This is a genomic window from Achromobacter sp. D10 (assembly GCF_035282245.1).
In the GTDB taxonomy this organism is placed as follows: domain Bacteria; phylum Pseudomonadota; class Gammaproteobacteria; order Burkholderiales; family Burkholderiaceae_B; genus Achromobacter; species Achromobacter insolitus.
In genome coordinates this window covers 633,670-659,561 of record NZ_JAYJLE010000004.1, presented here as the reverse complement: position 1 = coordinate 659,561, position 25,892 = coordinate 633,670, and the positions used below count along the sequence as shown (strand labels likewise).

General features: G+C 64.8%; 24 protein-coding genes. 15 read left to right on the top strand and 9 right to left on the bottom strand.

All coding sequences use genetic code 11. The annotated features are described in order from the left end of the window. Nucleotides 1-40: 40 nt before the first annotated feature. The 3 genes from VCS63_RS15280 to VCS63_RS15270 are packed head-to-tail and all read right to left on the bottom strand — an operon-like array spanning nt 41 to nt 3,783. Entirely contained in the window at nt 41-1,024 is a 984-nt protein-coding gene (locus VCS63_RS15280) for an ABC transporter substrate-binding protein (protein WP_063640507.1), read from the bottom strand. 22 nt (nt 1,025-1,046) lie between these two features. Then, nucleotides 1,047-2,693, bottom strand: a complete 1,647-nt coding sequence (locus tag VCS63_RS15275) for an ABC transporter permease (RefSeq protein WP_042793716.1) — start codon at nt 2,691-2,693, stop codon at nt 1,047-1,049. Between the two features lie 13 nt (nt 2,694-2,706). Next, nucleotides 2,707-3,783: an ABC transporter ATP-binding protein gene (locus tag VCS63_RS15270; protein ID WP_323880246.1), complete on the bottom strand. Its 1,077-nt coding sequence runs from the start codon at nt 3,781-3,783 to the stop codon at nt 2,707-2,709. A 243-nt stretch (nt 3,784-4,026) separates the two neighbouring features. On the opposite strand from VCS63_RS15270, the gene VCS63_RS15265 reads away from it, so the two are divergent. Then, nucleotides 4,027-4,959 carry a LysR substrate-binding domain-containing protein gene (locus VCS63_RS15265; RefSeq protein WP_063959729.1) on the top strand — a complete coding sequence of 311 codons (933 nt, stop codon included), beginning with the start codon at nt 4,027-4,029 and terminating at the stop codon, nt 4,957-4,959. A gap of 13 nt (nt 4,960-4,972) precedes the next feature. Beyond that, a complete protein-coding gene (gene serB / locus VCS63_RS15260) occupies nt 4,973-5,686 on the top strand; it encodes a phosphoserine phosphatase SerB (protein WP_042793713.1) in 714 nt (237 codons plus the stop codon). A 9-nt stretch (nt 5,687-5,695) separates the two neighbouring features. Here the strand turns inward: serB and fabV are convergent, their stop codons facing one another. Next, a complete protein-coding gene (gene fabV / locus VCS63_RS15255) occupies nt 5,696-6,886 on the bottom strand; it encodes an enoyl-ACP reductase FabV (protein WP_112965628.1) in 1,191 nt (396 codons plus the stop codon). Between the two features lie 97 nt (nt 6,887-6,983). Then, complete coding sequence (locus tag VCS63_RS15250) at nt 6,984-7,943, bottom strand: DMT family transporter (protein ID WP_063640509.1); 960 nt, start codon at nt 7,941-7,943, stop codon at nt 6,984-6,986. A 90-nt stretch (nt 7,944-8,033) separates the two neighbouring features. Here VCS63_RS15250 and VCS63_RS15245 point away from each other — a divergent pair, with 90 nt between their 5' ends. The 13 genes from VCS63_RS15245 (at nt 8,034) to VCS63_RS15185 (ending at nt 21,568) form a co-directional block, all read left to right on the top strand. Next, nucleotides 8,034-8,939, top strand: a complete 906-nt coding sequence (locus tag VCS63_RS15245; protein ID WP_063640510.1) for a LysR family transcriptional regulator — start codon at nt 8,034-8,036, stop codon at nt 8,937-8,939. A 424-nt stretch (nt 8,940-9,363) separates the two neighbouring features. Next, entirely contained in the window at nt 9,364-10,410 is a 1,047-nt protein-coding gene (locus tag VCS63_RS15240) for a TRAP transporter substrate-binding protein (RefSeq protein WP_323880242.1), read from the top strand. 410 nt (nt 10,411-10,820) lie between these two features. Next, entirely contained in the window at nt 10,821-11,441 is a 621-nt protein-coding gene (locus tag VCS63_RS15235; protein WP_042793709.1) for a TRAP transporter small permease subunit, read from the top strand. Further along, the gene (locus VCS63_RS15230; RefSeq protein WP_063959727.1) at nt 11,438-12,721 is read left to right on the top strand and encodes a TRAP transporter large permease; all 1,284 of its coding nucleotides are present in this window, start codon (nt 11,438-11,440) and stop codon (nt 12,719-12,721) included. The genes VCS63_RS15235 and VCS63_RS15230 overlap by 4 nt, the downstream gene beginning before the upstream one ends. Nucleotides 12,722-12,794: 73 nt before the next feature. Beyond that, complete coding sequence (locus tag VCS63_RS15225; RefSeq protein ID WP_042793708.1) at nt 12,795-13,478, top strand: DUF2848 domain-containing protein; 684 nt, start codon at nt 12,795-12,797, stop codon at nt 13,476-13,478. Between the two features lie 84 nt (nt 13,479-13,562). Beyond that, a complete protein-coding gene (locus VCS63_RS15220; RefSeq protein WP_323880240.1) occupies nt 13,563-14,912 on the top strand; it encodes an amidase in 1,350 nt (449 codons plus the stop codon). Between the two features lie 77 nt (nt 14,913-14,989). After that, the gene (locus tag VCS63_RS15215) at nt 14,990-15,895 is read left to right on the top strand and encodes a LysR family transcriptional regulator (protein ID WP_042793706.1); all 906 of its coding nucleotides are present in this window, start codon (nt 14,990-14,992) and stop codon (nt 15,893-15,895) included. 106 nt (nt 15,896-16,001) lie between these two features. Then, nucleotides 16,002-16,808, top strand: coding sequence for a putative hydro-lyase (locus VCS63_RS15210; RefSeq protein ID WP_063959725.1), 807 nt, complete (start codon nt 16,002-16,004; stop codon nt 16,806-16,808). 206 nt (nt 16,809-17,014) lie between these two features. Continuing rightward, the gene (locus VCS63_RS15205) at nt 17,015-18,262 is read left to right on the top strand and encodes an ABC transporter substrate-binding protein (protein ID WP_063640517.1); all 1,248 of its coding nucleotides are present in this window, start codon (nt 17,015-17,017) and stop codon (nt 18,260-18,262) included. Between the two features lie 48 nt (nt 18,263-18,310). Further along, the gene (locus VCS63_RS15200; protein WP_042793703.1) at nt 18,311-19,162 is read left to right on the top strand and encodes a branched-chain amino acid ABC transporter permease; all 852 of its coding nucleotides are present in this window, start codon (nt 18,311-18,313) and stop codon (nt 19,160-19,162) included. Between the two features lies 1 nt (nt 19,163). Then, nucleotides 19,164-20,153 (top strand): branched-chain amino acid ABC transporter permease, encoded by a 990-nt coding sequence (locus tag VCS63_RS15195; RefSeq protein ID WP_042793702.1) that lies wholly within the window; start codon nt 19,164-19,166, stop codon nt 20,151-20,153. Next, nucleotides 20,134-20,856, top strand: coding sequence for an ABC transporter ATP-binding protein (locus VCS63_RS15190; protein ID WP_042793701.1), 723 nt, complete (start codon nt 20,134-20,136; stop codon nt 20,854-20,856). Before VCS63_RS15195 ends, VCS63_RS15190 begins: the two co-directional genes overlap by 20 nt. Before the next feature lie 4 nt (nt 20,857-20,860). Further along, a complete protein-coding gene (locus VCS63_RS15185) occupies nt 20,861-21,568 on the top strand; it encodes an ABC transporter ATP-binding protein (RefSeq protein ID WP_063640518.1) in 708 nt (235 codons plus the stop codon). Nucleotides 21,569-21,614: 46 nt separating this feature from the next. On the opposite strand, the gene VCS63_RS15180 is transcribed toward VCS63_RS15185, so the two are convergent. The 4 genes from VCS63_RS15180 to VCS63_RS15165 form a co-directional block, all read right to left on the bottom strand. After that, nucleotides 21,615-22,685: a porin gene (locus VCS63_RS15180; protein WP_042793699.1), complete on the bottom strand. Its 1,071-nt coding sequence runs from the start codon at nt 22,683-22,685 to the stop codon at nt 21,615-21,617. Between the two features lie 332 nt (nt 22,686-23,017). Next, a complete protein-coding gene (locus tag VCS63_RS15175; protein ID WP_063640519.1) occupies nt 23,018-24,319 on the bottom strand; it encodes a TRAP transporter large permease in 1,302 nt (433 codons plus the stop codon). Next, nucleotides 24,312-24,812: a TRAP transporter small permease gene (locus tag VCS63_RS15170; RefSeq protein WP_042793698.1), complete on the bottom strand. Its 501-nt coding sequence runs from the start codon at nt 24,810-24,812 to the stop codon at nt 24,312-24,314. The genes VCS63_RS15175 and VCS63_RS15170 overlap by 8 nt, the downstream gene beginning before the upstream one ends. 7 nt (nt 24,813-24,819) lie before the next feature. Then, nucleotides 24,820-25,794: a TRAP transporter substrate-binding protein gene (locus VCS63_RS15165; protein WP_042793697.1), complete on the bottom strand. Its 975-nt coding sequence runs from the start codon at nt 25,792-25,794 to the stop codon at nt 24,820-24,822. Between the last annotated feature and the right edge of the window lie 98 nt (nt 25,795-25,892).

Here is a 25,892-nt window from a genome sequence, read left to right as displayed (position 1 = left end):
GGGCAGCAAGCGCGCAACGCGCGCGCAGCGTGGGGGCACTCTACTTACCCTTAGCCACCGCCTGGTTCCAGGCAGAAACCACCGCTTCATACTCCTTTGCCGCCGCATCCTGGCTGACCGGGAAGATCTTGATGCTCTTCAGGTCGGGAAGGGTGGTCAGGTTTGCCACGGCCACGTCCGTGCGCGTGGGGCGGCGGAAGTTCTTCACCAGTTGCGCTTCTTGCGATTCCTTGCTCAGCAGGCCGTCGTACAGGGCCTTGGCGGCATCCATGTTCTTCGCGCCCTTGATGATGAACATGCCTTCAGGCGCCAGGTAGCTGCCCTCGGTCGGATAGACCAGCTTGATCTCCTTCTGGCCGCCTGCCACGTATTCCTGCGCGGCGTATTCCAGCGTCATGCCCACGGCGTATTCGCCTGCGGCCACGCCCTTGTAAGTCGTGCCCGAGGACGCCGTGACCACGGCGTTGGCCGCGATCTTGTCCAGGCCTTCCTGGCCGAACTGCTTATACAGTCCATACACCAGCATGTAGGCCGTGCCGCTCTTGGACGGGTCCGTGATGGCGAATTTGTTTTTCCACTGAGGTTGCATCAGGTCCGACCAGGTGGCCGGGGCCGCCAGGCCCTTGAGCTGGCGTTCGTTGACCATCATCACCATCACGTGCACGTTGGTCCCGACCCACAGGTCGTCCGGACCGCGGAATTCGGCGGGGATCTTGTCCAGGTCGGCCGGTCGGTAGGGCTGCAGATGCTGGCGGTACGCGCCCAGCGTGCCGAAGCCGCCGCTCCAGAACAGGTCGCCGCGCGGGTTCTGCGCTTCGGCTTCGATGCGCTTCATCATCGTGCCGGTGCCGCCGGTGACGGGCTGCACGTTCAGCTTGGGCGACTTCTGCTTCACCGCGTCCAGGGCGGTTTCGATCGTCTCCGTGTTGTTGGACGAATAGAGCACGACGTTCTGGGCCTGGGCGGCGCCGGTTGCCAGGGCGGCGGCCAGGACGCTGTACTGAAGTAGGTGCTTGAGTTGCATGGATAGCCTCTGTGCGAGTGGGTTATTTGCCGGAGAACAGCTTGATGCGGAACGCTTTGACCGACACGATGATGGGCAGCACGATGACCGTGACCAGCGCCGCGCCATAGGCCGACGCCATGCCCAGCCTGCCGCCGTCCACCTGGCGGAAGATGGCGATAGGCATGGTCTCCAGGCCGCCGCTGTAGGCGACGATGGAGGCCGACAGCTCGGAGATGGTGGTAAGCCACATCAGGATGGCTGCCGAAATGATGGATGCCTTCATGGCGGGCAGGATCACCTTGAAGAAGGTCATGAGCGGCGAGACGCCCAGGCTGATCGAAGCCTCCTCGATCGACTCCGGGATGTTGAACAGCACCGACGAGGCGTTGCGCACCGCGAAGGGCAGGCGCCGCACGGTGTAGCACAGCACCATGATCCCGGACGTGCCCGCCAGCACCAGCCAGCCGGTATTGAAGGTCTGCACCAGCGCGATGCCCAGCACCGTCCCGGAGATGGTCAGCGGAAGCACTACGATGTAGTCCAGCACCTGCGTCGACGCGGTGCGCTTCTTGATGGTCAGGTAGCTGACCAGGACGGCGAAGGAAACGCCCAGCACCGTGGCCAGGGAAGCGAACTTGAGCGAGTTGAGGATGGGTTCGGGCGCGCCATGCAGCGCGCGCTGCATGCTGGCCAGGGACCATTGGCCCCATTGCATGACAGGTCCGCTGGTCTTAGTGAAGGCGGCGATGAAGACCACGATCAGCGGCAGCAGCGAAATGAAGATGATGAGGCCCACGCCGCTGGTGTAGAGCAGGGCGGTCCAGGAGCGCACGCGCGTGGCGGCCGGCGCGCGCCCTTGCGTCATGGTGTAGACCTTGCGCTCGACCACCCGTTTCTGGAAGAACAGCACGATGGCGACGATGGCGATGGACACGACCGACATCGCGCTTTGCAGCGTCGGGCTGCCGCCCATTTCGCTCACGAACGTGTTGTAGGTCATGACGGACAGCAGCGGCACGCGGCTGCCCAGCAGCATGGCCAGCGCGAAATTGCCGACCACCAGCGTGAACACGACCAGCGCGTTCACCAGCACGGCGGGCAGCAGCACTGGCACCAGCACGCGCAGCTTGGTCAGCAGCGGCGGTGTGCCCAGGCTCAGGCCCGCTTCCTCAAGCTGGCCGTCGAAGCCGCGCAGCGCCGCCAGCACGCCCAGGTAGATGTAGGTGTAATAGACCAGCGTCATCGAGAACACCATGCCGGTCCAGCCGTAGAACGATGGCAGCGAGATGCCGGCGTCGCCCAGCAGATTGGTCAGGATGCCGTTGTTGCCCAGGATCAGCAGCCAGGATTGGCCGACGATGATCTCCGGGATCACGATGGTCAGCACGGGCAGGATCGCCACCAGGTTCTTCAGCGGAAAGTCGAAGCGCGCCACCATGTAGGCGAAGGGCACGCCTACCAGCACCGTGCAGGTCGTGACCGCCAGCCCCAGGATCAGTGTGTTGCCGAAGGCCTCCAGATATTGGGAGTCGGCCAGCAGGGCCTTGAAGCCCTCCAGCGAAAAGCCGCCGTCCTGGCCGGTAACGCTATTGCCAAAGAGCACGCCCAGCGGATAAAGCACGAAGAACAGCAGTAAGGCCAGGCTGATTGCCGTCAGAATGCCCCAAGGCCACCATTTGATTTTCATGGCTGGCGCGTCCTCAGGCGTTGACGACGCGGCTGTCGGCGGGAATCAGCACCTGCACGGCTTCGCCGGGCTGGAACTGCGCCACCATGTTGCCGGCATGCAGCTCGACACGGATTTCGGATCCGTTCTCCAACGCGATGCGATAAGCCGTCTTGAAGCCCAGGTACTGCCGGCGCAGCACCTTGCCGGGCAAGGTGTTGGGTACATAAGGGGCAGGGGCCATCAGGGCCAGCTCCTCCGGACGCGCGATCAGCACGCCCTTGCCATCCAGCGTGTCGCTGCCTTGTACGCCGTCGAAACCCAGGCCGCAGATCTCGTAGCGCACGTGGCCGGCCGGCGCGCCGGCCTGTCCATTGCGGGCCGGCACGGGAATCACGTTCGCGGAACCGATGAAGTCCGCCACATAGGCATTCACCGGCGTGCCATAAAGCTCTTCCGGCGTGCCCAGTTGGGCGATGTCGCCGCGGTCCATGATGGCGATGCTGTCGGACATGGCCAGCGCTTCTTCCTGGTCGTGCGTCACGAACACTGTGGTGATGCCGGCCTCGCGCACCAGATCCAGGATGACGTCGCGCATTTGCAGGCGCATTTTGGCGTCGAGGTTGGACAGCGGCTCGTCCATCAGCAGCACGCGGGGGCGGATTACCAGCGCGCGCGCGAGCGCCACGCGCTGGCGTTGCCCGCCGCTCATCTGCGCGGGATAGCGCTCCGCCAGCGATAGCAGCCCGACCTTGTCCAGCGCTTCATTGACGCGCCGCGTGATCTCCGCGCGCGCGACGCCGCGGGCGCGCAGGCCGTAGGCCACGTTGTCGAAGGCAGTCTTGTCAGGGAACAGCGCATAGTCCTGGAACACCATGCCGATGTCGCGGCGGTGCGCGGATACGTGGGTCACGTCGTCCTGGTCGAACAGCAGGCGTCCACCATCGGGCGCGTAGAAGCCGGCAATGCAGCGCAGCAATGTGGTCTTGCCGCATCCACTGGGTCCCAAAAGCGTGTAGAACGCGCCATCGGGTATGTGCAGGGACAGATTGCGCAGCACTTGCTGCCCGCCGAAAGTCTTGACGATGCCGTCTACGGTAATTGATGCCATTTTTGCTTCCTGCCTGAGGTTGTCGGCATCATAGGAAGCGGTTCCGCGCCAGACCAGCGCTGTTTTTTAAGGGTAGTCGTTAGTTTTTCTAAGAGGTCGGCGCGCGGGCTATCACCTAGAATGCGGCTGGATAGGACAGGCGCGCGCAGGCGACGCCGCAAAAAAAACAGACGACAAGGGAAAACGTGGGAAAGAGCAGCACAACGCCGCGGCAGGCTGGCGCGCGGGCGGGCCGCAACTGACATGGCGGGGCAGAGTCTGCCGCCGCTCAAGGCGTTGCGCGTGTTCGAGGCTGCGGCGCGTTTGCGCAGTTTCACCGCGGCCGCCGATGAGCTGAGCATCACGCACAGCGCGGTCAGCCAGCAGATCCGCATTCTCGAAGAGTATGTGGGGCAACCCCTGTTCGCGCGCGAGGCGCGCGGCGTCGCACTGCTACCTTGCGCCCAGGCCTATTTCCCGGAAATCCAGGCCAGCCTGGAACGCATCGCGGCGGCCACCGCCAAGTTGAAATCGCCTGCCTACGGCGGGGTGCTGCGGGTTTGCGCTACGCCGTCGCTGACCATGAAATGGCTGATACCGCGCCTGTCCGCGTTCCAGGAGCGGCACCCGGGCGTGGATGTGCAACTCACCACGCAAGGGCGTTCGTTCCTGGATCGCGGCGGCGACACCGGCAGCGACGTATTGATCCGGCATGGCTACATGGCGCATTCCGATCTGGCTTGCGTGCACTGCCTGGATGATTTTCACGTGCCCGTGGCTTCACCGCGCTTCATCGAACGCAACCGCCTTGCGGCGCCGGCGGATTGCCTGGGGCATCCGCTGCTGAAGATCGCGGGCGGCATGGATCACTGGCCGCGCTGGTTCGCCCTGGCAAAGGTGGACGTGCCGGCGCAACTGCCCGGGCCGGTGTTCGACCACCAATTCCTGTGCATGCAGGCCGCCATGAACGACCTGGGCATCGCGTTGGCGCCCTGGTGTCTTCTGGACGACGACATCCGCGCGGACCGGCTGCGCCCGCTGTTCGACGGCCCACAGCTGCCGAACGCCGGCATACACGCGCTGTATCGTCAGGACAGCCCCGCCGCGCCTTCCGCGCAGTTGTTCATCGAGTGGCTGCGCGAGCAAGGACGCGGTCCTTCACGCGATCCCGCGAGCGAATTCTCCCAACCCGGCTAGACAAGGATTTCCCATGCATTCCGCTTCCACGATTCCCGGCCTGCAGTGGCGGGGCATTGCGCCGCCGCTGGCGCTGACGGACTACAAACTCATAGCCTTCGACATGGACTCCACGCTGATCTCGATCGAGACGCTGGACGAAATGGCGGACCTGATGGGCAAGAAGGCCGAAGTGGCGGCGCTGACCGAGGCCGCCATGCGCGGCGAGATCAAGGACTACAAGCAAAGCTTGCGGGAACGCGTGGCGCTGCTTGCGGGTATGCCGCAGGCCGCGCTGGACGAGGTCTATGAGCAACGGGTGCGCCTGAATCCCGGCGTGGAGACCTTGATCGCCGCGTGCAAGGCTGCCGGCCTGACCTGCCTGCTTGTGACGGGCGGCTTCACTTGTTTCACCGACCGGCTGCGGGTACGCCTCGGACTGGACGACGTGCGCGCCAATGTACTCGAAGTGGAAAACGGCCGCCTGACGGGGCGGCTGCTGCCGCAGCCCTGGGGCGATATCTGCGACGGCGAGGAAAAGCGCCGCAAGCTGCTGGAGGTGTGCGCATCGCTGGGCGTGGGGCCGGAACGCGCCATCGCCGTGGGCGACGGCGCCAACGACCTGCCGATGATGCGCGCGGCGGGCCTGTCCGTCGGTTACCGCGCCAAGCCGGCTGTTCGCGAGGAGGTCAAGGTGGCCATCGATGAAGGGGGCCTGGACCGCCTGCTGGAGCTGATGGCGCGGTAGCGCCGGGGCTTACGCCAGGCCGCGAATTTCCACGGCGGGGTCGGTGTCGGCTTCGTAGTCGACACCGTCGATCTCGAAGCCGAACAGGCGCAGGAAGTCCTGTTTGTAGCCCGCGAAGTCCGTAAGCTGGTAAATATTGTCGTTGGTGACCTGGTCCCACAGCGCCATCACGCGGGCCTGCACCTCGGGCGCCAGCTCCTTGTAATCGGCGCGCAGGCGCCCGTCCTGATCCAGGATAGGCGTCTTGCCGCACAGACTGTCGCGGTACAGTCCATAGACCTGTTCGATGCAGCCTTCGTGCGTGCCCGCTTCCTTCATGGTCTTGAAGAGCAGCGACAGGTACAGCGGCATCATCGGGATCGCCGAACTGGCCTGCGTCACGACCGCCTTCAGCACCGACACGCGGGCGTCGCCGCCGCGCGCGGCCAGCTTGGCGCGGATCTCGAGCACCTTCTGGTCCAGATCCTTCTTGGCGGCGCCGATCGAGCCGTTCCAGTAGATGTCGTGGGTGATTTTCTCGCCCAGGTAGGTGAACGCCGTGGTGGTGGCGCCTTCGGCCAGCACGCCGGCCTCCAGCAGCGCGTCGATCCACATCTGCCAGTCCTCGCCGCCCATGACGGCCACGGTGGCGTCGATTTCGGCCTGGGTCGCGGGCTCCAGCACGGATTCCTTGACCACCTCGCGATCGGTGTCCAGGCCCCGCAGGTTCACTGCCTGGCCGATGGGCTTGAGCGTCGAATTGAAGACTTCCCCGGTTTTCGGGTGCGTGCGACGCGGCGCCGCCAGGCTGTAGATCACCTGGTCGACCTGGCCGAGGTCCTGTTTGATGAGCGCGATGGTCTTGCGCTTGATCTCGTCGGAAAAGGCGTCGCCGTTGATGCTCTTGGCATACAGCCCGGCGGCATGGGCCTGTTCGTGGAACTCCGCCGTGTTGTACCAGCCGGGTGTGCCGGCCTTGGCTTTGTCGCCCGGCCGCTCGAAGAACACCCCCACCGTTTGCGCGCCACAGCCGAAAGCGGCAGTGATCCGCGCCGCCAGGCCGTAGCCGGTCGACGCGCCCAGCACCAGCACGCGTTTCGGCCCGCCAGCGACAGGACCTTGGGCCTTGACGTAGTCGATCTGATTGCGGACGTTGGCGGCGCAGCCGGCGGGATGGGTGGTGACGCAGATGAAGCCGCGTACGCGGGGCTTGATGATCATGGGAGCCTCGATTCGGGGAAATGCCTGGGTCGCCCATGCGCGAAAGCGCAAAAAGCGACCCGCATTGTACGGGAGGCGGCCGTGGCGTGCTGCCGTCTCAGCGCGCGTCGGCCCCGGCCAGCGGCGCGGCCTGGGCGCGGCTGCGGCGCCATTCGATCAAGCCGATGCCGATCCCGCTGGCGCAGATGATGGCGATGCCCAGCCAGGTCAGCGGGTCGGGGAAGTGGCCCCAGACCAGCCAGCCGACCGAGGTGGCGCTGATGATCTGCAGGTAGACAAAGGGGGCCAGGGTGGAAGCGGGCGCGCGTCGGTAGGCGCCGATCTGGAACAGATGGCCCAGGCCGCCGGTAATGCCGGTGGAGATCAGCACGACCCAGTCCAGCGGCGCCAACGCCTTGAGCACGGGCAGGGCGGGCGGCAGGATGAAGGGCAGGGCCAAGGTCAGGCAGATCGTGCCGACCGCGCCGCTCCAGATCAAGGATGTGAACGGATCGTCGCCCGCGACGCGTCGCGTGGCGATGAACTGCACCGCGAAGCAACAGGCCGTGAGCAGGCCGAATACCGTGCCCACCGGATCCAGGCCGCCGCCGGGGCGGATCACGATGATCACGCCGATGAAGGCGATGCCCGCGGCCACGAAGCGCGACAGGCGGGCGGGTTCCTTCAGGACCCAGGGCGCGGCTGAAAGCACCAGGAGCGGCGCAAGGAAATTGATGGCAGTGGCCTCGGCCTGGGGGATATAGCTCAGCGTGGTGAAGAACATCAGCGTGGCCAGGAACATCGAGCCGCCGCGCAGGATCTGTTCGCGCGGCTTCCTGCTGCGAAAAACCCCCAGGCCGCGCGCGGGCAGCACCAGGGCCAGCACCAGCGCCAGGTGCACGGCATAGCGGAACCACGACAGCACCAGCAGCGGCACGCCTGCATTCATCACCCATTTGCCGCTGGCATCCAGGCACGATAGCGTCCACATCGACAGCACCAGCAACAGCACTCCCATCATCGGGCCGCTGGTGGCAGGCAGCGCGGGGCGCGCGCGACCGTTATCGGCCGGGGTCATCGACAGGCTCCTTGTTATTCGGGGCGTGGGTTCAGGTGGAGGCATCAGGCGGCTGACATGATACGCTCATCGCGCCGGGGGAACAGGCTCATGATAGAACTACGCAACATCGAAACTTTTTTTTGGGTCGCCACGCTGGGCAGCTTTCGGGCCGCGTCGGAAAAGCTCAACACCACGCAGCCGGCGGTATCGCAACGCATTGCGTCGCTGGAAGCCGATCTGGGCGTGCGGCTCTTCGAGCGCGAAGCGCGCGGCGTGAAGCTCACCGCCAAAGGACATGAGCTGCTGTCGCATGCCGAACGCATGCTGCAGGTGCGGCGCGACATGTTCGAGGCCGCGCGCGAGCAGAACGTCATGAGCGGCACCGTGCGCATCGGCGTGGCCGAGACCATCGTGCAAACCTGGCTGCCCACGCTGATCGAACTGATCCACTCCAACTATCCGGCCTTGGTGCTGGAGATCGAGGTCGACACGACCCACGTGTTGCGCTCTCACCTGATGTCGCGCCAGATCGACCTGGCCTTCCTGATGGGCCCCGTGCTGGAGGCGCGCGTCGAAAACCTGCCGCTATGCACCTATCCCCTGGCCTGGGTGGCAAGCCCGGTGCTGGACCTGGGGCCTGAACCGCTCACCCTGGAGCGGATAGGCAAGCTGCCCATCATCACGTATCCCTCCAATAGCGCGCCATACCGCGTGGTGCGAGACATGCTGACCCGAGCCGGTGTGAATTCGCCGCGCATGTACGGCAGCGCGTCGATGTCGATGATGGTGCGAATGACGCAGGATGCCATCGGCACCAGCGTTATCGCGCCGGTGTTCCTGGGCAAGGAACTGGCGCGCGGCGAGTTGCGCATCCTGCGCGTCGAAGCGGATCCGCTGCCGGAGCTGAGTTTCACCGCGACCTGGGTGCAAGGGCCGGACAGCCACGCGGTGCGCGTCATTGCGCAGATGGCGCAGAAGGTGGCGGAACAGGCCGCAGACGGCATTCCGCTCTAGGTGTTTACCCCAGCACGGACGGCGCGGCCGGGTTGATCCGTCGCCCGGGATCGCCTCCGCGCGCCCTGTTCGGCTGGCCGCAAAGCCGCGCCGCCGTGTGGTTTGCGCGAAATGCCCGGTCTGCGCGAGCCGAGACCAAAGAAATATTTATACCCCCGTATCGCAACATACGATTGGACGCTCCGCGCCCCTGACGCTGCAATGGCGCCACATCAATAACGATCGCCTGGATGCATAAAGCGGGGGAAAGCATGAACCAGCATATGTCCCATTCCCAGACCCGGGCGGCGAGCCATGCCGCGCAGGCGCGACGCAAGCCGTTGCGCGGCTGATCTTCTCCAGACTCTCCGATTGCCACCGCGCGCCGCCAGGATAACGGGATCCGGCGCGCGGCATACCATCCCGCCAGCTAGGAGTTTTGTCCATGAAAAAGTCGCTAGTTTTCGCCGCCATCGCCGCCAGCCTGCTCGCTGGCGCGGTACAGGCCCAGGATCTGCCCAAGACCCACTTGAAGATCGTGGGAGGCCTGAGCAATCTGACTGCCTACAACGACTACGAAAAGCCGTTCTGGACGAAGACGATTCCCGAGTTGTCCAAGGGACAGGTCACGGCCGACATCAAGGGCTTCAACGAAATGGGCCTCAAGGGTCCCGAACTGCTGCGCCTGATGTCGCAGGGCGTGGTCGAATTCGGCACCGCCACCCTGGCGTACTTCGCCAGCGACAACCCCATCAACGAAGCGATCGACCTGGCCGGCCTGGCGCCGGACGTCAAGACCGCGCGCGCGGTGACCGACGCGTTTGAACCGGTCTACGCCAAGCTGTATGGCGAGGGCAATAACGTCAAGCTCCTGGGGATCTCCACCTACCCCGCGCAGGTGCTGTTCTGCAATGCAGAAATCAAGGGCCTGGCGGACATCAAGGGCAAGAAGGTCCGCACCAGCAGCCGCACCACCGCCGAGTTCGTCGAGGCGCTGGGCGGCTCCAGCGTGACCATGGCCTTCGGTGAAGTCGTGCCCGCGCTGCAGAACAAGGTAGTGGATTGCGCCATCACGGGTTCGCTGTCTGGCTATTCCGCCAAGTGGTACGAAGTGTCTACGCACCTGGTGGCGCTGCCGATCAACTGGAACCAGCAGATCCATGCCGTGAACCAGAAGGCCTGGGACAAGCTTGATCCCAAGGTGCGCACGTTCCTGCAGACCAATGTGAAGACTCTCGTCGACAACATCTGGGACGCTGCTGCCCGCCAGACGCAGGAAGGCTATGACTGCAACACGGGCGCTGCCGCTTGCCCATTCCCGGTCAAGGGCAAGATGGTCCTGGTCCAACCCTCGGACGCGGACCGCGCGCTGCTGAAGAAGGTCACTGAGGACTCCGTGTTGCCCAAGTGGGCCGCGCGCTGCTCTGCCCAGTGCGTGAAGGACTTCAACGCCACGGTTGGCAAGACGCTGGGCGTGGTCGCTAATAAGTAGACCCCCCCCGAAGCGCTAGCGCGCTTCCCCCCCAGGGGGGCATGCCTGCGGACCGGCGGAGCCGGATCCGCACGGTGGGCTCCCCCCGAAGCGCTACCGCGCTTCCCCCCAGGGGGGCATGCCTGCGGACCGGCGGAGCCGGATCCGCGGCATCCCGATTCGGGGGCGAGTTGCTGCAGATTGGCAGAGCTGGCTTCGTGGCCGCCCGAAGGGGGGGCGCTGTAGAGCGGAGGAGCTGGCTTCGTGGCTGCCCGAAGGGGGGGCGCTGTAGAGCGGCGGAGCTGGCTTCGTGGCTACCCGAAGGGGGAGTTGCTGTTGATTGGCGGAGCTGGTTTCGTGGCATTCCTGTGGGATCGTTCGTTACATGGCGGGGAGGGCTATCTGTGCCTGGCCCTGCAAAGGTTTGACTCATGACTCAATCTGAACACTTTCGCCTGCTGGGCGGGCTATTGCGGCGCGCGGAGAGCTTTTCGCGGCTGGCCGTGTGGGCTGGCGGTGGCCTGACGGTGGCCAGCGTGCTGCTGATTTCGTTTGACGTGCTGGCCCGCAAGTTCCTGGGCTTCACGACTGGCGGCGCGGATGAGCTGTCCAGCTACGCATTTGCCATCAGCACCTCCTGGGCGCTGGCCTTTGCCACGCTGCAACGCGCCAACGTGCGCGTGGACGTGGTCTATCAATACATGCCGGTGCGCATTGCCGCGGTGCTTGACTGGATTTCCATGGTGGCCTTGTCGGTCTTCATGGTCTACCTCACTTATTACGCGTTCGAAGTCGTGCAGACGTCCTGGGCGCAGAAATCCGCCGCCAACACGCCGTTGGCGACGCCTTTGTGGATCCCGCAGGGCCTGTGGGCACTGGGCTTGGCCTGGATGTGCGTCACGGTCGCCCTCATGCTGGCGCGCGCCTCGGCCGCGCTGGTGACAGGCGACGTCGAATTGGTCAAGAGCATCTGCGGCGTGCGTTCGGCGCAGGAAGAGGCCGACGAGGAAGCCGCCGCCGGCGAGCGCATGGTGAAGGGAGAGACCGCATGATTTCCACCGCATTGATTCTGCTCCTGGTGCTGATCGGCCTGTCCATCCCGGTGGGCGCGGCGCTGGGCGTGCTGGGCCTGATCCTGGACCCGCTGTTCTCCATGTTGCCGTTGACGCGCGCGATCGGGGAGGTCTCCTGGAGCACCAACAATGAATTCCTGCTGGTCGCGATTCCGCTGTTCATCATGCTGGGCGAGGTGCTGTTGCGCGCAGGTTTCGCCGAACGCATGTATGGCGCAATGAGTCTGTGGCTGTCCTGGCTGCCGGGCGGGCTGATGCACGCGAATATCGGTGCGTCGACGCTGTTTTCGGCCACTTCCGGCTCCAGCGTCGCGACGGCCGCGACCGTGGGCACCGTGGCCATTCCGCAGATCCGCAAGTACGGCTACAACGAACCGCTCTTCCTGGGCAGCCTGGCCGCGGGCGGCACGCTGGGCATCCTGATCCCGCCTTCGATCAACCTGGTCATCTACGGCGTGCTGACGAACTCGTCGGTGCCCAAGCTGTATCTGGCCGGCATCATTCCGGGTTTCGCGATGGCGGCGCTGTTCATGTTGACGGTGGTCATCGCCTGCGTCGCCAAGCCATCCTGGGGCGGCAAGAAAATCCAGGCGACCTGGGGCCAGCGGATGGCCAGCCTGGTCCACCTGGCGCCGCCCATGGGGATCTTCTTCCTGGTGGTGGGCTCCATCTATGCCGGCCTGGCCACGCCCACCGAGGCGGCCGCGTTGGGCGTGCTGGGGGCCTTCATCCTGGCGGCCTGGTTCCGGCGCCTGTCGTGGTCCATGTTGCGCGAGGTGATGGAAGGCACCATGCGGTCTACGGCCATGATCATGCTGATCGTGGTGGCGGCGAGCTTCCTGAACTTTGTCATGTCCGCGACCGGCCTGACCGACGCGCTGACGAAGTCGATCACCGGCCTGGGCCTGTCGCCCGGATGGATGCTGCTGATCGTGGTGATTTTCTACCTGGTGCTGGGGTGCTTCATGGAAACGCTGTCCATGATGATCACGACCATCCCCATCGTGGCGCCCATCATGATCGGCTTGGGTTTCGACCCCATCTGGCTGGGTATCGTCATCATCATCCTGGTCGAGGCCGCGCTGATCACACCTCCCGTGGGACTGAACCTGTTCGTCGTCCAGAGCCTGCGCAAGAGCGGCTCCATGAGCGCGGTCATCGTCGGCAGCCTGCCGTTCGTACTGGCCATGTTCGTGATGCTGGCGTTGCTGGCGTTCTGGCCGGACGTGGCGCTGTGGCTGCCGCGCGTGTTCGGTTGATCTTCATTTTCCAGATATTCCGGGGCGCGGAAATCCGCCGCGCCTTTCTTTTCCTTGTTTCCGCAGGACAGATATGAAAGCCGTATTCCAGATCGAAGACTCGCAACCGCGCCAGGTGGAAGTCGAGTTCGACACCCTTATCGTTGCCGGCTGGGCCGGACGCGATATCGCCGCGATCGAACATCACATTGAAGAACTGGCCGCCATCGGCGTGCCGCGCCCCAGCAGCGTGCCGCTGTACTACCGCATCGCCGATAACCAACTGACCCAGAAAGAAACCGTGCAGGCCCTGGGCGAGGAATCGTCGGGCGAAGTCGAAACCTTTGTGTTCTCGGTGGATGGCGAGATGTACGTCAGCATCGCCTCCGACCATACCGATCGCAAGCTGGAGACCTACAGCGTCGCGATGTCCAAGCAAGTCTGCGTCAAGCCGCTGGCGGGCAGCGCCTGGCGCCTGGCCGACGTGGCCGATTACTGGGACGAGCTCATCATCCGTTCCTATATTGTCGAGAATGGCGTGGAAGTGCTGTACCAAGAGGGCCCGCTGGCGTCGTTGCGCACCCCGCAGGATCTGGTTGCCGGCTATACCGGCGGCGCGGCGGTGCTGCCGGCGGGCGCCGGCATGACCTGCGGCACCGTGGGGGCGATCGGTGGTATCCGTCCTTCCGTCGACTTCACGATGGAACTGCACGACCCGCGGCGTCAGCGCACCCTGCGGCACCGCTATCATGTCGAGACGCTGCCCGTGGTGGCCTGATTCCGGCTCCCCGGCGCCGATCGCCAGGCGCGCCCGCGGGCGCGCCCGTTTGCACTCATGCCGCAAGGCGGCACTAGGATGACTATGGTTTCGACTCTGAATGATCTGACCCTGGCCCTGCAAGAGGGCCGCAGCAGCTCCGTGGAACTGACGCAGGCGGCGCTGGCCCGCGCCCAGGACGATGCGGGCGAAGGCGCCCGCGCGTTCACGCGGCTGTATGCCGAATCGGCGCTGGCGCAGGCACAGGCCTCGGACACGCTGCGGGCGGCGGGCATCGTCCGCTCGGCCATCGACGGATTGCCCATCAGCATCAAGGACCTGTTCGACGTCGAAGGCGAGACCACGATGGCGGGCTCGGTGGCGCGGGAAGGCGAGCCGGCGGCGGATGCCGACGCCGAAGTTGTGCGTCGTCTGGTGGCGGCGGGCGCGGTCATCATCGGCCGCACCAATATGACCGAATTCGCGTATTCCGGCCTGGGCATCAATCCGCACTACGGCACGCCTCTGAACCCCTACGACCGCGCCACTGGCCGCATTCCTGGCGGTTCATCCTCGGGCGCCGCCGTGTCGGTTTCCGACGGCATGGCCGTCGCGGCCATCGGCTCGGATACCGGCGGCTCCGTGCGCATTCCGGCCGCGCTGTGCGGCCTGACCGGCTTCAAGCCCAGCGCCTGGCGCGTCTCCATGGAAGGGGTGCTGCCGCTGTCGGCCAATCTGGATTCCATCGGCCCCATTGCCGCCAGCGTGCGTTGTTGCGCCGAACTGGACGCGATCCTCTCGGGGGATGGCGGCCCGGTTCCGGAAGCTGCCGTCCTGCGTGGGCTGCGCCTGGCCATCCCGACCACGCTGGCGCTGGACGCCATGGACAAGCACGTCGCGGACAGTTTCGCGGCTGCGGTGGCGCGCCTGAAGACTGCCGGCGCGCAGGTCGACGAGATTGCGATTCCGGAATTCGCGGAACTCGCGGCAATCAACGCCAAGGGCGGTTTCACCGCTGCCGAGGCCTGGGCCTGGCATCGCGACCTGATCGCCCGCGCGGGCAAGCGCTACGACCCGCGCGTGGTGTCGCGGATCATGCGCGGCAAGGACATGAGCGCGGCCGACTACCTGGATCTGCTGGACGCGCGCGAAGCCTGGGTCGCGGCGGTGGACCGCCGCATCGCAGGCTACGATGCCCTGATCATGCCCACCACGCCGATCGTGGCGCCGGCGGTCGCTGACCTGCAGGCTTCGGACGACGCCTATTACGCAGCCAACGGGCTCATCCTGCGCAATCCCACGCTGATCAATTTCCTGGATGGCTGCGCGCTGTCGCTGCCTTGCCACGCGCCGGGCACGGCGCCGGTGGGCCTGATGATCGCGGGCAGCAATGGCACGGACCGCCGCATCCTGGGCATCGGGCTGGCGGTGGAAGCGTTGCACGCCGGCCAGTGATCCGAGGCGGGGCGGTCCGCAGCCGCCGGACCGTCCCGGGCGCTAAGATGGCGGCTGCATAGCCGGATGCCGCCGCCATGATCGATCTGCGCAACATCGAGACGTTCTTCTGGGTCGCCACCCTGGGCGGGTTCCGGGCGGCCGCCGAAAAGCTTAACGCGACCCAGCCCGCCATTTCGCAGCGCATCGCCTCGCTGGAATCCGACTTGGGCGTGCGCCTGTTCGACCGCGACACGCGCGGCATCAAACTGACCGGCAAGGGGCGCGAACTGCTGTCGCACGCCGAGCGCATGCTGCAGATGCGGCGAGACATGCAAGAGGCCGCGCGGGCCAAAAGCGTCATGAGCGGCATGCTCAGGCTGGGGGTATCGGAAACCATCGTCCATACCTGGCTGCCGACGTTGATGGAATACCTGCACGATGCCTATCCGGCGCTGATGGTGGAGATCCAGGTGGATACGACCACGGTGCTGAAGACGCAGCTTGCCTCGCGCCAGATCGATCTGGCCTTTCTGCTTGGGCCGATGGAAGAGCCCCGCATCGAGAACCTCTATCTCTGCAACTACCCTTTGTCCTGGGTGGCAAGCCCCAAGCTCAAGGTCGGGCGGCAGCCGATCCCGCTGAAGCGCCTGGCCGAATGGCCCGTCATCACCTATCCGTCCACGACCGATCCGCATCGCGCGGTGCGCCAGCTGTTGCAACAGGCTGGCGTGGAAGCGCCGCGCATGTACGGCAGTTCCGCGTTAAGCGTCATCGTGCGGATGGCGCGCGACGGCATCGGCACCGCAGTCATCGCGCCGGTAATCCTGCACAAGGAACTCGCGCAGGGCGAGCTGCGCATCCTGGACGTCAAGGCCCCGGCCTTGCCGCCACTGCATTACACCGCCTGCTGGATGCAGGGGCCGGACAGCCAGATCCCGCGCGCGGTGGCCGAGGCCGCCCAGCAAATTGCGCGGGAAGAGGCATTGCGCCATCCGGCATAACCCTGATAAGGAATTTTGATCGGGGTCTATCGCAACTTGTGATTGGACGCTGGCCTGAGGTTCCTGTGCAATGTCCCCATACCTGCATCATCATCAAGGGGATAGCATGCAAACGAAACCCGCGGCGCGCGCCAGCGTCGAATTGGCCCGGCAGGCGCGCATGGACGCGCGCAGCGGCAAGCTGACCGGCCCCACGGCGAACCTCGCGCCGGGCCACGTTCAGGCCAACCTCGCTATCCTGCCGCGCGCGCTGGCAGCGGATTTCCTGCATTTCTGCCAGCGCAATCCCAAGCCTTGTCCCTTGCTGGCCATGTCCGAGCCGGGTGACCCGGCCTTGCCGGAACTGGGATACGACATCGACATACGTACCGACATTCCGCGCTACCGCGTATGGCAGAACGGTGAGCTGGTCGCCGAGCCTGCCGACGTGCGCGACATCTGGCGCGATGATCTGGTGTCGTTCCTGATCGGCTGTTCGTTTTCTTTCGAGGAAGCGATGCTGGACAACGGTTTGCCTGTGCGTCACATCGAACAGGGCTGCAATGTGCCTATGTACCGCACCAGCATTCCGACCCATGCCGCAGGCGTATTCGGCGGTCCGCTCGTCGTGTCCATGCGTCCCTTGAAGGCGGCGGACGCCATCCGCGCCATCCAGGTGACTTCGCGTTTTCCCTCGGTCCATGGCGCGCCGGTGCACCTCGGCGACCCCGCGTTGATCGGTATTGCCGACATCAACCGCCCGGACTATGGTGATCCGGTGGAAATACGCGAAGGCGAAATGCCGGTGTTCTGGGCTTGTGGGGTGACGCCGCAGTCGGTGGTCGCAGCGGTCAGGCCGGAATTCTGCATTACGCATGCACCGGGGCACATGCTGGTCACGGATCTCATCAATAGCCGGATGGCCGTGTTCTGACCATCCTCACGCTTTCCCCGTAGCGCACGGCGGAAGCGGACCCGAATCGTATTTGCGCTGCTGTAACAGTTGTGCCACCAAAACGATCCATTAAAGGACAAGGGGAAATGGCGACAACCGCTTTGAATCTGGGGCCGTCCGGCTTGCCGGAGGGTTTCGTGCTGCATTGTTTTCACACCTAGCCTGTTCAACCCAGGAGTCCAGTTATGAAGATGAAGCTCATCGCGGGTGTCGCCGCGAGTCTGGCGCTCATGAGCGCCGTGCCTGCGCAAGCCCAACAGGCCGTGCGCATAGGCGCGATCTATCCCTTGTCGGGCGCCTTGGCGTCCACCGGGTCGGAAATCAAGGCGGCCGTTGAGCTGGCGGTCGACATCATCAACAATCCGCATCCCGAACTCGAAGGCATACCGCTGGCCGCGGGCAGTGGCTTGCCGGCGCTGGGTGGCGCCAAGATCGAAGTGGTGTTCGGCGATTCGCAGGGCAAGCCCGAGGTGGGCCTGGCGGACGCCCAGCGCCTGATCGACCAGGAAAAGGTGGTCGCCCTGACCGGCGCCTATCAGTCGGCCGTGACCAAGACCGCCAGTCGCATTGCCGAGCAACGCGGAATTCCCTACGTGAACGGCGAATCCAGCAGCCCGGACCTGACCGAACGCGGCTACAAGTGGTTCTTCCGTACTTCGCCCAACGACGATACCTTTGTCGAGAACATGATGCAGTTCCTGGACGGCGTGAAGGCCGTGCCGACCGCCAAGATTGCCGTTGTGTACGAGAACACGGACTTCGGCGTGAACACGTACAAGGCCGTCGAGAAGTTCGCCAAGCAGTACAAGCGCCAGCTGGTCGCGAACATCGCCTACAGCGCCGGCTCGGCCTCGGTCACCGCGGAAGTGCAGAAGCTGGCCGCCGCCAAGCCCGACGTGGCGATCTTCGCCAGCTATACCTCGGACGCCATGCTGTTCGTGCGCACCATGCGGGAAAGCAAGTACGCTCCGCCGGTACTGCTGGCCAACGATGCCGGCTTCATCGATTCACGCTTTGTGCAGGAGGTGGGGCCGCAGGTCCAGGGCGTGCTGACGCGCGACGTCTGGGGCAATGACGTCGCGGCGTCCAAGGCCGGGCTGAAGAAAATCAACGACATGTACAAAGCCAAGACCGGCAAGGACCTGAACGGCAACAACGCCCGCTCCATGCAAGGGGTGCTCGTACTGGCCGACGCGATCAATCGCGCCGGATCGACCGACCCCGAGGCCATCCGCAAGGCGCTGGTCGCAACGGACCTGGGCGAAGCGCAGGTCGCCATGCCCTGGGCCGGCGTGCAGTTCGACGCCAAAGGCCAGAACACCAAGGGTTCCGGCCTGATCCTGGAACTGAAAGGCTCAGCCTACCAGACGGTGTGGCCAGAGAAGTACCGCGCTGACAAGAGCCTGCCCACGCTGCCATTCACCTGGAAGTAACCCCAGTCTGACGCGGCGGGCCGCGGGGTCCGCCGCGAGGAGCATTCCATGTTTGAAGCACTCTCGGCAGGCCTGTTCAACGGCCTGATCTATGCCGCGGTAGCGGTGGGGCTGGCGCTGATCTGGGGCATTACGGACGTCATCAATTTCGCCCATGGCGAATTCCTGATGCTGGGCATGTATGCCGCGTACTGGCTCTACACGCTGGGTCATATCGACCCCACGTTGTCGGCGCCGCTGGTGGCCGTCGCGCTCGCCTTCGTCGGCTTTCTTACCTACGCGCTCATTATCCGCCGCTTGCAGAAAGGGCCGGCCATGGCGGTCATCCTGGCCACCTTCGGCCTGGGCCTGGTGCTGCGCCAGATCGCCTTCATCGCCTTCAGCCCCGACTACCGCAGCCTGCCCGACACCCTGGTGTCAGGCAGCGTTACCTTGGCCGGTATTTCGCTGGGCAGGCCCCAGGTGGTGACCGGCCTGATCGCGCTGGTGGTCGTGGTGGCGCTATTCGTGCTGGTGTATCGCACCCGCTGGGGCCACGCCCTGCAGGCCGTGGCGGAAGACCGCCAGGTGGCGGCACTGGTAGGTATTTCGCCCGACCGTGTGAATGCGCAGGTCTGGATGCTGGGCAGCGCGGCGGTGGGATTGGCCGGAGCCTTGCTCACCACGTTTTTCTATGTGTTCCCGTCGGTGGGAACGGTGTTCGGCCTATTGGCTTTCGTGGCGGTATGCATGGGCGGCTTCGGTTCCTTGCCAGGCGCCTTCATCGCGGGGATCCTGATTGGCATCATCGAGGCGATGACGGGCTACTTCGTTGCGCCGGCATTGAAGACGGTGAGCGTTTTCATCCTGTTCATCCTGGTTCTCTGGTATCGGCCGCGTGGCCTGTTCGGGCGGTGGTGAGATGAACACGACTCGCAAACTCGACGCCGCATCGGCCGGCGTGCCTAAGTGGCCGGTCGCGGCGGCAGCGGTGGCCGCCATCCTGATGGCCCTGGTGCCGCTGGTGGTGAAGGACGCATTCACCTTGCAGGTGCTGTTGCTGGCGATCATGTTCGGCGCGCTGGGCGCGTGCTGGAACCTTGTCGGCGGCTTCCTGGGGCGGATCTCCTTCGGGCACAGCGTGTTCGTGGGGGTAGGGGGCTATACGACCCTGCTGTTGCTGCATCATCTGAAGCTCACGCCGCTTCTGGGTATTCCGCTGGGCGGGCTGATCAGCGCCGGGCTGGCATGGCTGGTCGGCGGCCCCACGCTGCGGCTCTCCGGCCATTATTTCGCGATGGCCACCATTGCGCTGCTGCAGATCGGCCTCTTGCTGATGATCAACTGGGAATGGGCGGGCGGCGCGGTCGGGCTGGAGGCACCGATTGGCGATGCCGCCTGGATGCTGCTGTTCCGCAGCAAGGTGCCTTACTACTGGATCGCCGTGGGCCTGGCCTTCCTGACCTTTTGCGCAACGTTCTTCCTGGTGCATTCCAAGACCGGCTTCTACTGGCGTGCGATCAACGGCGACGAGGCGGCTTCGCGCAGCCTGGGGGTACCCGCGGACCGCTACAAGATGCTGGCGTTCGTGATGTCGGCGGGCATGACGGGGGTGTGGGGCGGTTTCTTCGCCATGTATGTCGGTTTCATCGATCCGGAGTCCATGTTCAACCTGACGATGTCGGTGCAAGTCGTGCTGGTGACCATCCTGGGCGGCGTGGGCACGCTGATCGGCCCGTGGCTGGGCGCGGCGGTGCTGCTGCCGCTGTCCGAGGGCACGCGTGTGTTGTGGGGCAGTTCGGGCATGGGCCTGGACCTGCTGGTCTTCGGCCTGGCCATCCTGCTGGTCACGCTGTTCCTGCCGGGTGGGCTGGTGACATTGAGGAGGCGCCGTGGCTCTGCTGGACGTTAAAAACCTGACCAAGCAATTTGGCGGCCTGGTGGCAAACAAGGATATCTCCCTGTCGGTCGAAGCGGGCGAAATCGTCGCCATCATCGGTCCCAATGGCGCGGGCAAGAGCACCTTGTTCAACGGCCTGGTGGGCCATCATGAGCCCACCTCCGGATCCGTGACCTTCGACGGCCAATCCATGATAGGGCGCAGGCCCGAGCAAGTTGCCGCCATGGGCTTGGTGCGCACCTATCAGATCCCGCGCAGCTTCGGCCAGATGACGGTGCTGGAGAACGCCATGGTCGGCGCGCTGCTGCGCCATCCGCGCCTTCAGGACGCGCGCCGGGAGTCTGCGCGGGTGTTGGAACTCGTGGGACTGGCCGAACGCGCGGACGTGAGGGCGGCCGAACTCAATGTGGCCGGACAGAAGCGGGTCGAGCTGGCCCGGGCGCTGGCGACCGAACCGCGCATGCTGCTGCTGGACGAAGTGGCGGGCGGGCTGAACCCCGCCGAGGCCATTGCCCTGGCCGAAATCCTGCGGGGCATCCATGCGTCTGGCGTCACGCTCATCATCGTGGAGCACGTGCTGGAGGTGGTCATGCGGTTGGCGCAGCGGGTATTGGTGCTGAATTTCGGCCAGATGATCGCGGAGGGCGCGCCGCAGGAGATCGTGCGCGATCCCGCCGTGATCGAAGCCTATCTGGGGAGAAAACACCGTGCCTGATGCGATGCTGAAAGTGGAAGAGCTGAGCGTGGCCTATGGAGGCGTGCAGGCGGTGCGGGGCGTATCGCTGGAAGTCAGGCCGGGCGAAATCGCGGCCTTGCTAGGCGCCAATGGCGCTGGCAAGTCCAGCACCTTGATGGCCATCGTGGGGTCGGTCAAGCCCAAGGGGGGACGGGTGGTGTTTGAAGGCCGGGACATTACTGGCACGCCGCCGGACAAGCTTGTGACCCAGGGCATCTCCATGATTCCGGAAGGCGCCCGGGTGTTCGCCCGTCAACCGGTGGAGCAGAACCTGCGGCTGGGCGCCTACACCGTGCGCGACGAGCGTGTCTACGGCGAACGCCTGGAGCGCGTATATACCTTGTTCCCGCGTCTGAAGGAACGTCGTGCGCAACTGGCAGGCACGATGTCCGGCGGCGAGCGTCAGATGCTGGCCATCGGCCGGGCGCTGATGAGCGGACCTCGTCTGCTGCTGATCGACGAGCCCAGCCTGGGCCTGTCGCCTTTGCTGGTGGAGCAGGTTTTCGATGCCTTGGCGGCGTTGAATCGCGACGATGGCCTGTCGGTCTTGCTGGTGGAGCAGAATATGGCGCAGGCGCTGGAGGTCGCGGCGCGCGCTTATGTGATGCAAAGCGGCAGGGTGGCGCTGTCGGGAGAAGCCGCGGAACTGGCCGCCTCGGACGAGGTGCGCAAGGCCTACCTGGGTATGTGAGGATACGCCGTGCCGGACGCGAAGCACGTCCGGCACGGCGGGGTCATCAGAAGATGTGGCGGAAGCCCACTGCGGCGCCGAGCTGATTGCTCTTGCCGGCGATTTCGCCGCTGGCGGCGTCGCTGACTTTGTTCCAGTCCACGGTGCCGTAAACCTGCGAGCGCTTGGACAGCGAGTACTCGGCCACGGCGACCAGCGCGTAGCGCTTGCCCTTGTCGCCGTCTTCGACCACGTTCTTGCTCTGGTCGTAGTAGGCGGCGCCCGTAATGGCCCAGCGCGGCGTGGCTTGCCAGGTAACGCCGGCAAAGTAGCCGTTGTCCTTGCGATCCAGGCCAGGGTTGGGCGTGCCGCCCATGACGGCATTGACCCAGCCGGTTTCATCGCGGCCGTTGTAATAGCCGGCGAACACCTTTGCGCCTTCGAATTGATAGGAAGCGTTCAGGTTCCAGACGCGCTGGCGCAGATCGGAATCCGTGCCCTCGTAGGTCTGCTGATAGGCCGCGCCCAGGCCGAGTTGGCCGACGGTGTAGCGCAGGCTGGCTCCGTACTGCTGGCCGGCCTTATGGTCGCTCCAGTCTTCGCCATTGGCCCACGACAGCACGAAAGCCAGGTCCCCAATGGTGTTGGAGTACTTGGTCATGTTGTTGGTGCGCACGCGCGACATGGCGGCGGGCAGCCAGGCGTTCTGGTCGTAGTTGCCCACGGTCAGGGGGTCGAAGTAATCGGCCAGCAGGTCGAACATCGGGGTATTTTGCAGGCCGAGGGTCAGCGCGCCGATGTTGCCGCCGTCCAGGCCGATGTAGGCCAGGCGGCTGAAGGTCTTGGCCGGATCCGAGCCCCGGCCGTTCTGCATGTTGAAGCCGTTTTCAAGGCGGAAGAAGGCGCGGTTGCCGTTGCCGAGATCTTCCGAGCCGCGCAGGCCCCAGCGGCTGTTGGAAATGGCGCCGTTCTCCATGGACACGCGGCTGCCGTCTTCTCCGACGCTGCCCGCGCTGGTGCTGAGGTAGCGGATGCTGACGTCGGCGATGCCGTAAAGGGTGACGCTGGTTTCTGCCTGGGCCGTGCCGGCGGTCATGCCCAGGCCTGCCAGGGCCAGGGTAAGGGTGATGCGTTTCATGCGGGGGCTCCTCCTGGTAAAGCTATTTTTAGTGGCGCCGGGCTTTTGGCCCGGCTGGATACGCCTGGCGGATCGTCAGGCGCCGGGCCATCGCTCCGACGCTTTGGGTAAGCGCGGGTCCGGGCGACGGCCGCATATGCACATATACGCCGTAATGTTGCAACGTATCGGCGCCTCGGAATTCTAGAAAAGATGGGACCCAAGCGACACCCGCAGTTTTGTGGCGTTTTCCCTGGTTTACAGGACGGCAAAACAGGAGGCGCCCGTGTGAAGCATGCGCCAGGGCGAAAAAAACCCCGTTACAGGAACGGGGTTTTGGGTCAGGCGCCGAGCTACAGCGTCATGTGCAGCGGTAGCCACGTCGCTATGCCAGGCACGGCATACAGCAGCAGCACGGCCAGGATCATGAGAAAGAACATCGGCAGCGAAGCGCGCGCGATGTAGGGCAGTTCCCGTCCGCTCATGCCGGACAGCACGAACAGGTTGAACCCGACCGGGGGCGTGATTTGTGCCATTTCAACAACGAACACAATAAAGATGCCGAACCAGATCAGGTCGATGCCGGCAGCTTGCACCGTGGGCAGCAGCACGCCCATGGTCAGCACGACGATCGAAATGCCATCCAGGAAGCAGCCCAGGACGATGAAGAACACCATCAGCGCCATGATCAGCCCGAACTGCGACAGGCCGAGGCCGCCAATCCATTCCGCCAGCGCCCGCGGCAGGCCGATATAACCCATCGCCAGGGTCAGGAACTGCGCGCCCGCCAGGATCAGCGCGATCATGCAGTACAGCCGGGTGGCGCCCAGCAGCGACTGCATGAAGGTGGAGCGGTTCAGCGACCCTTGCAGCGCCGACAGGATCAAGGCGCCCACAACGCCCACCGCCGCGGCTTCCGTCGCGGTGGCGATACCGGTGTAGATGGAGCCCAGCACCGCGCCGATCAGCAGCATCACCGGGATCAGATGGCGCGAGCGCGACAGCTTTTCCATCAGCGACAGGCCAGGGTCGGCCGCCGGCACCTGGCCGGGGTTACGGATTGCCCACCACGCGATATAGCCCATGAACAGCAGGGCCAGCAGGATGCCCGGCACGATGCCGGCGATGAAAAGCTTGGCGATGGACACATCCGCTGCCACGCCATACACGATCATGATGATGGACGGCGGTATCAGCAGGCCCAGCGTGCCGGCGCCCGATAGCGTGCCCAGGATCTTGTCTTCGGGATAGCCGCGGCGCGTCAGTTCGGGGATGGTCATCTTGCCCACCGTGGCGCAGGTCGCCGCGGAGGAGCCAGAGACCGCCGCGAAGATGGCGCAACCGATCACGTTGGTGTGCAGCAACCGTCCCGGAAGGCGATTGAGCCAGGGAGCGAGCCCTTTGAACAGGTCTTCCGACAAACGCGTGCGGAACAGGATTTCGCCCATCCACAGGAAGAGCGGCAGGGCGGTCAGCGTCCAGCTGGAGGACGCGCCCCAGATGGTGACTGCCATGGCGTCGCCCGCGGGCCGGCTGGAGAAGATTTCCATGCCGATCCAGGCGGTTCCCGCCAGGGTCAGGCCAACCCAGACGCCGCAACCCAGCAGCGCGAAGATCGAGACGACCAATAAGGTAATGACGAGAAGTTCATTCATGGGTTTGCTGCGAAGTGGCGGCGGCCAGGCCGCGTGAGCGTCGGATGAGCTCGTCGATCAGGGCAACCAGGAACAGCACCGTGCCCACGGCCATGCTGAGCTGGGGAATCCAGAGCGGCGTGGCGTCGTTGGAAGTGGAGATGTCGTTGAATTGCCAGGAGTCGTAGGTCAGTTTGATGCTGAAGAACGCAAAAGCGGAGGCCAGCAGGCAGCCGACCGCCAGGGCGAAGATATCCAGCTTGCGACCCGCGGCGGGCTTGAGCGAATTGAGCAGCAGCGTCACGCGGATGTGTTCGCCGTGCTTGAAGGTGCTGGCAAGGGCGAGAAAACCGGCGGCGGCCATGAAATACCCGGCATAGGCGTCCGTGCCGGGTATGTTCATGCTGAGCTGGCGCGCGATGATCGCCGCCAGCACCGACACCAGGACGCCGATCGTGCACAGGCCGGCCAGGAGGCCGGCCGCGCCGTAAAGACCATCTAGAAAGCGGCGCATGGGGATATCACTGCTTCTTGTAGGCGTCGATCATCGCTTGGCCGTCGGCGCCGGCCTTCTTGAGCCAGTCGTCCAGCATGCGCTTGCCGATCACGGACAGGCCTTCCTTCAGCTCGACCGTGGGCTGAATGGTTTCCATGCCGTTCTTGGCCAGCTCGGCCTGGTACCACTTGTTCTTTTCCTGCGACAGCTTCCAGCCGCGTTCCTCGGCCTGCGCGCCGGCCTTCTTCAGGGCGGCCTGCGTGGCGGGGTCGAGCGCGTCGAATGCCTTCTTGTTGACGATGATGGCGTTCTTCGGCAGCCAGGCCTGCGTGTCGTAGAACTTCTTGATGTACTCGTAGGTCTTGGTGTCGTAGCCCGTGGACGCCGAGGACATATAAGAATCGATCACCCCGGTAGCCATGGCCTGCGCCAGTTCGGCTTGCTGCACCGTGACCGGTTGCGCGCCGACCAGTTCGGCGATCTTGGCCGTCACCGGGCTGTAGGCGCGCCACTTCAGGCCCTTCATGTCGGTGATCTGCTTGATCTCCTTGTTGGCGAAGATGCCCTGGGGCGGCCAGGCCACGGCATACAGCAGGGTCATGCCGTGCGCGTTCAGCTTCTTCTCAAGGAAGGGCTTCTGCGCCTGATAGAGCTTGAAGGACGCGTCATAGCCGGTGGCCAGGAAGGGCAGGCCGTCCAGTTCGTAGATCGGATCTTCGTTGGCGAAGTTCGTCAGCAGGATTTCACCGATCTGCGCCTGGTTGCCTTGCACCGCGCGCTTGATCTCGGGCGCCTTGTAGAGCGACGCGTTGTTGTGCAGCGTGATCTTCAGCTTGCCTTCCGACAGCGTGTCCACGTCCTTGACGAAGGTGGTCAGGTTTTCGACGTGGAAGTTGCTGGCCGGGTAGGCGGTGGGCAGATCCCATTTCGTTTGCGCTTGCGCGCCCGCGCTGAACGCCAGGACGATGCTGCCGGCGAGCAGGGAGATTTTCTTGTGCATGGGTGGTCCTTCTTTGCGAATGGTGAAGCCGGGTTGTGCCCGATAGGCATTGCGAAAAAGAGAGCGCTGCGGCAATGACGCGCAGCTGAAAAACCGTG

Coding starts and splice junctions, on each gene's coding strand:
- VCS63_RS15240 (WP_323880242.1), top strand. CDS start 9,364: ATGAAAAAGTCGCTAGTTTTCGCCGCCATCGCCGCCAGCCTGCTCGCT.
- VCS63_RS15205 (WP_063640517.1), top strand. CDS start 17,015: ATGAAGATGAAGCTCATCGCGGGTGTCGCCGCGAGTCTGGCGCTCATG.
- VCS63_RS15275 (WP_042793716.1), bottom strand. CDS start 2,693: ATGAAAATCAAATGGTGGCCTTGGGGCATTCTGACGGCAATCAGCCTG.
- VCS63_RS15180 (WP_042793699.1), bottom strand. CDS start 22,685: ATGAAACGCATCACCCTTACCCTGGCCCTGGCAGGCCTGGGCATGACC.
- VCS63_RS15245 (WP_063640510.1), top strand. CDS start 8,034: ATGATAGAACTACGCAACATCGAAACTTTTTTTTGGGTCGCCACGCTG.
- VCS63_RS15220 (WP_323880240.1), top strand. CDS start 13,563: ATGGTTTCGACTCTGAATGATCTGACCCTGGCCCTGCAAGAGGGCCGC.
- VCS63_RS15270 (WP_323880246.1), bottom strand. CDS start 3,783: ATGGCATCAATTACCGTAGACGGCATCGTCAAGACTTTCGGCGGGCAG.
- VCS63_RS15210 (WP_063959725.1), top strand. CDS start 16,002: ATGCAAACGAAACCCGCGGCGCGCGCCAGCGTCGAATTGGCCCGGCAG.
- VCS63_RS15200 (WP_042793703.1), top strand. CDS start 18,311: ATGTTTGAAGCACTCTCGGCAGGCCTGTTCAACGGCCTGATCTATGCC.
- VCS63_RS15280 (WP_063640507.1), bottom strand. CDS start 1,024: ATGCAACTCAAGCACCTACTTCAGTACAGCGTCCTGGCCGCCGCCCTG.
- VCS63_RS15170 (WP_042793698.1), bottom strand. CDS start 24,812: ATGCGCCGCTTTCTAGATGGTCTTTACGGCGCGGCCGGCCTCCTGGCC.
- VCS63_RS15165 (WP_042793697.1), bottom strand. CDS start 25,794: ATGCACAAGAAAATCTCCCTGCTCGCCGGCAGCATCGTCCTGGCGTTC.
- VCS63_RS15230 (WP_063959727.1), top strand. CDS start 11,438: ATGATTTCCACCGCATTGATTCTGCTCCTGGTGCTGATCGGCCTGTCC.
- VCS63_RS15195 (WP_042793702.1), top strand. CDS start 19,164: ATGAACACGACTCGCAAACTCGACGCCGCATCGGCCGGCGTGCCTAAG.
- fabV (WP_112965628.1), bottom strand. CDS start 6,886: ATGATCATCAAGCCCCGCGTACGCGGCTTCATCTGCGTCACCACCCAT.
- VCS63_RS15215 (WP_042793706.1), top strand. CDS start 14,990: ATGATCGATCTGCGCAACATCGAGACGTTCTTCTGGGTCGCCACCCTG.
- VCS63_RS15225 (WP_042793708.1), top strand. CDS start 12,795: ATGAAAGCCGTATTCCAGATCGAAGACTCGCAACCGCGCCAGGTGGAA.
- VCS63_RS15265 (WP_063959729.1), top strand. CDS start 4,027: ATGGCGGGGCAGAGTCTGCCGCCGCTCAAGGCGTTGCGCGTGTTCGAG.
- VCS63_RS15235 (WP_042793709.1), top strand. CDS start 10,821: ATGACTCAATCTGAACACTTTCGCCTGCTGGGCGGGCTATTGCGGCGC.
- VCS63_RS15175 (WP_063640519.1), bottom strand. CDS start 24,319: ATGAATGAACTTCTCGTCATTACCTTATTGGTCGTCTCGATCTTCGCG.
- VCS63_RS15185 (WP_063640518.1), top strand. CDS start 20,861: ATGCTGAAAGTGGAAGAGCTGAGCGTGGCCTATGGAGGCGTGCAGGCG.
- serB (WP_042793713.1), top strand. CDS start 4,973: ATGCATTCCGCTTCCACGATTCCCGGCCTGCAGTGGCGGGGCATTGCG.
- VCS63_RS15250 (WP_063640509.1), bottom strand. CDS start 7,943: ATGACCCCGGCCGATAACGGTCGCGCGCGCCCCGCGCTGCCTGCCACC.